The 5,475-nt window shown below is 73.2% G+C and carries 2 protein-coding genes; both read left to right on the top strand.

Annotated features, from left to right (window positions below; all coding sequences use genetic code 11):
• The coding region (locus C1I97_RS40235) for a hypothetical protein (RefSeq protein ID WP_181446984.1) at positions 1 to 201 on the top strand (201 nt) is incomplete at its 5' end.
• On the top strand, positions 198 to 5,475 hold a 5,278-nt coding region (locus tag C1I97_RS30335; RefSeq protein WP_111006300.1), incomplete at its 3' end, for a MupA/Atu3671 family FMN-dependent luciferase-like monooxygenase. The genes C1I97_RS40235 and C1I97_RS30335, both read left to right, overlap by 4 nt.

The raw sequence follows: 5,475 nt of genomic DNA, 5'->3' as shown, positions 1-5,475 counted from the left end.
GACGTATTCTCCGGCGCCCCCGCCCGGGCGTCCGGGGAGGGCGCCGGAGAATACGTCACCCGCCGCGAACTGGAGGAGCTCGCCCACCGGGTGAGCCAGCTCTCCGCGATCCAGTTGCAGATGATGACCCAGCTCTCCCAGATCCTCGCGCTGCAGACCACCGCGGTCACCGGCCGGCTCGACGGCGAGGCGTCCCGATGAGCGGATTCGAGTACCTCACCGCGTCCCTGGACCGGGACCTGGCGGCCATGGCCGGGCTTGCGCAGAGCATCGCCGGGCAGTTGGGGGCCGAGGCGCCGGCCGAGCCACCGAGGGTGCACGGACCCCGGGTCACGGTCGCTCCCGACTCCGGCATGGTGCAGGCCGCCTCGCCGCCCGGCCGCCGGGAGCATCTGGACGACGTGGTCCGCCGCTACACCGCCAGGACCGCCACCTCCAAACGGATCGCCCAGGACCACCGCCGGGTGCTGGCCGACAGCCGGGCGGTGGTCGGGTTCCGCCGGGCGACCAAGGAGATGCTGTACCCGCTGGCTGCCCGCCGGGCGAGCGGGGCGCGGCTGGAGGACGTCGACGGCAACTCCTATGTCGACATCACCATGGGCTTCGGCGTGCTGCTCTTCGGGCACGAGCCCGACTTCGTCCACGAGGCCGTGCGGGAACACCTCTCCCGCGGTGTCCGGCTCGGCCCCCGCAGTGTCGAGACCGGGGAGACCGCCGAACTGCTGGCCGAGCTGACCGGTCTCGAACGGGTGGCCTTCGCCAACTCTGGCACGGAGGCGAACGCCGCCGCCATCCGCCTGGCCCGGGCCGCCACCGGCCGGGACCGGATCGTCATCTTCGAGAACGCCTACCACGGGCACGCCGACAATGTTCTCGGCCGTTCCTCGGGCGGTGTCGCGGACGGCGCGACCGTGCCCGTCTCCCGGGGCATCCCGCTCAGCGCCGTCGCGGATTTGGCCGTGCTCGAATACGGCAGCGACGCCGCGCTCGAGGCGATCGAGCGCGACGCCGCGCGGATCGCCGCCGTCGTCCTGGAGCCGGTGCAGAGCCGAAACCTGTCGTTACGGCCGGTGGAGTTCGTGCGCAGGCTCCGCGAGCTGACCCGCCGACACGGCATCGTGCTGATGTTCGACGAAATGCTGACGGGCTTCCGCCCCGCCCAGCGCGGCGCGCAGGAGCTGTACGGAGTCGTCCCGGACCTCGCCACCTACGGCAAACTGCTCGGCGGCGGCTTCCCGATCGGAGCCATCGCGGGCCGCGCCGACATCATGGACGGCGTCGACGGCGGCTGGTGGACCTACGGCGACGACAGCGCCCCGCCGGCCGACACCACCTTCTTCGGCGGCACCTACCTCCAGCACCCGGTGTCGATGACCGCGGCACGCGCGGTGCTGACCCGGCTGAAGCAGGAGGGGCCCGCCCTCCAGGAGGGGCTCAACGCCCGAACGACCGAACTGGCCACCACGCTCAACGCGTTCTTCGAGGCCGAGGAGTTCCCGCTTCGCACTAGCTGGTTCGGCTCCCAGTTCCGCTTCGACCACCGTGCCGACATGGAACTCCTGTACCACCACCTGATCCTGCGGGGCGTGTACGTCTGGGAGTGGCGTAACTTCTTCCTCTCCACCGCGCATTCGGACGGCGACGCCGAGTTCGTCGCGGACGCCGTGCGCGGTTCGCTGCGCGAACTGCGGGCTGCGGGCTTCTTCCCGGCCGGCAGGATCCACGCCGTGCCGCGTGCCGCCACGGCGGGAGCCGGCGCGTCCCGGGCCGGGGCCGCCGCCTCCACCGCCCCGGCCGCTCCCGCCGTCTCGGCCGCCCCGGCCGTCGCCCCGGCCGCCGGGAAGGCGGCGGTCCCCGCGGCGTCGGCGTCGGCCACTCCTCGGCCGGCCGGGCCCGGCGCCGAGGCCGGGGAGGCTTCGCGGCCCGCGACGCCCCGCACCGCGGACTTCAGCCTCTACTTCTTCGGCGACTACCCCCAGCCGTTCGAGAACTCCGCGTCGCTCTCCGACGCCCGTGAGGGCCGCTACGAGCTGCTGATGGAGGCCGCACGGTTCGCCGACGAGCACGGCTTCCACGCGCTGTGGATGCCCGAGCGGCACTTCGACTCCTTCGGCGGCCTCTTCCCCAACCCGGCGGTGCTCGCCGCCGCGCTGTCCCGGGAGACCCGGCACATACGGCTCAACGCGGGTTCGGTGGTACTGCCGCTGCACGACCCGATACGGGTGGCCGAGGAATGGTCGATGGCCGACAACCTCTCCGGAGGGCGGGTCGGCATCGGCGTGGCGAGCGGCTGGAACCCCAACGACTTCGTCTTCTTCCCCGACCGCTTCGGCCGCCGCAAGGAGGAGATGTTCGAACAGCTCGCGCAGCTCCGTGAGTTCTGGAGCGGCCGCCCGCTGCGCCGCACCACCGGCGACGGCGAGCGCGAGGTGCGGCTGTACCCCCGGCCGGTGCAGGAGGCACCGCCCATGTACGCCGCCGTGGTCGGCAACCCGCACTCCTACGAACTCGCCGGACGCCACGACCTGGGCGTGGTGACCAACCTGATGACCCAGAGCGTCGAACAACTCGAGGAGAACATCACCCGCTACCGCCGGGCCAGGGCCCGGCACGGGCTCGACCCGGACGCCGGGCGGGTGGCCGTGCTGCTGCACACCCACCTGGGCACGGACCGGGACACCGTGCGCGCCGAGGCCTTCGAGCCGATGTCCCGCTACATGCGGGCGTCGCTGTCGCTGTTCAGCGGCGTCACCAGCAGCCTGGGCCACTCGGTCGACCTGTCTTCCCTCAGCGACGACGACCTGGACGTCGTCTTCCGCCGCGCCTACGGTCGGTACTGCGACCAGCGGTCCCTGATCGGCACCGTGGACGACGTCCTCCCGGTGGTGGACGCGGTGACCGCGGCCGGCGTCGACGAGGTGGCCGCACTGGTCGACTTCGGCGTCTCGCCCGACCAACTCCGCGCCGGCCTGCCCCATCTGGACGCACTGCGCCGGCGCCACCGGGAGCGCGCCTGCTCCCCCGCACCGGAACCCGGTCCCGCGCGCACACGGACCGCTCGCGCAGTTGCCCCTCCCGGGCAGACCGGAGCGCCGCTGTCGCCGGGCCAGGAGCGGATCTGGTTCCTGGAGCGGCTGCTGCCGGGGCGCACCGCCTACAACGAGGTCAAGGCCGTCCGCCTCGCCGGACCGCTCGACGAGACCGCCCTGCGCGTCGCGCTGCGCGGCCTCATCGCCCGCCACGAGGGGCTGCGCACCGTCTTCCGGGAGGCCCGCGGCGAGGCCCGGCAGATCGTCCGCGCCTTCGCCGAGCCCGACTTCGCCGTGGTGGACGGCACCGCCCGTCCCGACGAGGCGGTCCGCGAGGCCCTGGCGGCGGAGAGCGCCCGCCGCTTCGACCTGGCGGACGGTCCACTGTTCTTCAGCAGACTGGTGCGCACCGGCGAGGACGAGTGCGTACTGGTCCTCTCCTTCCACCACATCGTGGTGGACGCGGCCTCCGCGACGGTGCTCACCCGGGACCTCTCCGCCCTGTACCGGGCCGAACGGGACGGAACCGACCCCGGCCTGCCCGCCCTGACCTGGAGCTACGCCGACCACGCCCGTGAGCAGCGGGCGGCCGCCGAGGCACCGGACCCCGCCGACCTCGCCCACTGGAAGCGGGCGCTCGGCGACGCCCCGCCGGCACTGGAACTGCCCGTCGACCGGCCCAGACCCCCGGTGGCGACCTCCAACGGCCGGGCCGTCTTCCACACCCTGGACGCGGAACTCTCCTCCAGTCTACGGGAGTTGAGCCGCAGTAGCCGTGTCACCCTGTTCATGACCCTGCTCGCCGGCTACGCGGCGATGCTGCACCGGATCACCGGGCAGGAGGACATCGTCATCGGCACGCCGGTCTCGGACCGCCCGCAGCGGGCCGAGGACCTCGTCGGGTTCTTCGTCAACACCGTGGCGCTGCGCTTCGACCTCTCCGAAGACCCCGACTTCGCCACGCTGCTCAAGCGCGTACGCGGGGTGGCACTGGACGCCTACGACCACGCCGGGACGTCCTTCGAGGCGGTGGTGCGCGAGCTCGCGCCCCCGAGGGCGGCCGACCGCACCCCGGTGTTCCAGGTCTGTGCCGAATTCCAGTCCGCCGAGCCGTTCCGGTTCGACCTGCCGGGCGTCGAGGCGACCCCGCTGAACGCCGGACCGGACAAGTCCCTGACCGACCTGACCGTCTACTTCACCGACCAGCCGCAGGGCATCCGCTGTCACCTGGAGTACAACACCGACCTGTTCGACGAGCGCACCGTCGAACGGTTCTTCACGGTCCTGCGCGACCTGCTCGCCGCGGCCGTCGAGGCACCCACGACGCCGCTCTCCCGGCTCGCCCTTATGCCTGCCGAGGGGGACTCGGTCCCCGCGGTCTGGGAGCACGGGCCCCGGCGGCCCCTTCCAGAGACCACGGTGCATGCCTGGATCGCCCGGCAGGCGGCAACGCGGCCCGAACGCACCGCCGTGGTCTGCGGCGACGCCGTGCTGACCTACGGGGAGCTGGAGGAACGGGCCGAGCGGCTCGCCGCCGTGCTCCGCGAGGAGGAAGCGGGCCCGCAGGAGGACGACAGCTCACCCACCGTGGTCGCCGTGTGGCTGCCGCGCTCCGCGGACCTCGTGGTGGCCCTGCTCGCGGTGCTCAAGGCGGGATACGCCTGCCTGCCGCTCGACCCGTCCCTCGGCGCCGCCCGTGCCACGCAGGTGATCACCGGGTGCTGGGTTCGGACCGTGGTGTGCGCCGGACCGGGCAAGGCCGCGTTGGGCCTTGCCCCGAAGGTGCGGACCGTCTCGCCCGACGCCGTGCCCCGGGGCGCGGCGCCGGGCGCGGTCGCCGCCGACGCGTCCTCGGTCTGCTGTGTCCTGCACACCTCGGGCAGCACCGGTGTGCCCAAGGGTGTCATGCTGTCGCACCGCGGCGTCGTGGACCTCTGCCAGTGGCACCACCGCCGTTTCGGCTTCACCGGGGATGACCGCGCCGCCGCCGTGTGCAGCCAGAGCTTCGACGCCTTCCTGATGGAGATCTGGCCGGCGCTGACCGCGGGAGCCTCCGTCGCCGTCGCCGACGAGACGGTCCGCAAGGATCCGCTCGCTCTGGCCCGGTGGTACCGGGAGCTGGGCGTCACCTTCAGCATCCTGCCCACCGCGCTGGGCGAGCAGGTGCTGCGGCTGCCCGCGTCCGACCAGCCCCCGCTGCGCCACCTGCTGCTCGGCGGCGAGGTGCTGCGCACCCGCCCCCGGCCCGAGGCGCCGTACGAGACGGTCAACGTCTACGGACCCACCGAGACGACTGTGGTGTGCACCACCCAGACGGTCAAACCCCACGGAGCCCCGCGCGCCGGGGACCACGAGGTGATCGCCATCGGCCGCCCGGTCGACAACGCGCGCGTACGGGTGGTCGACGCCTCGGGCGCGGCGGTGCCGGTCGGTGCGGTGGGGGAGC

Origin of the sequence: Streptomyces sp. NTH33, assembly GCF_003236365.1 — a bacterium.
In the GTDB taxonomy this organism is placed as follows: Bacteria; Actinomycetota; Actinomycetes; order Streptomycetales; family Streptomycetaceae; genus Streptomyces.
This window is presented reverse-complemented; position numbering and strand designations above follow the sequence as displayed.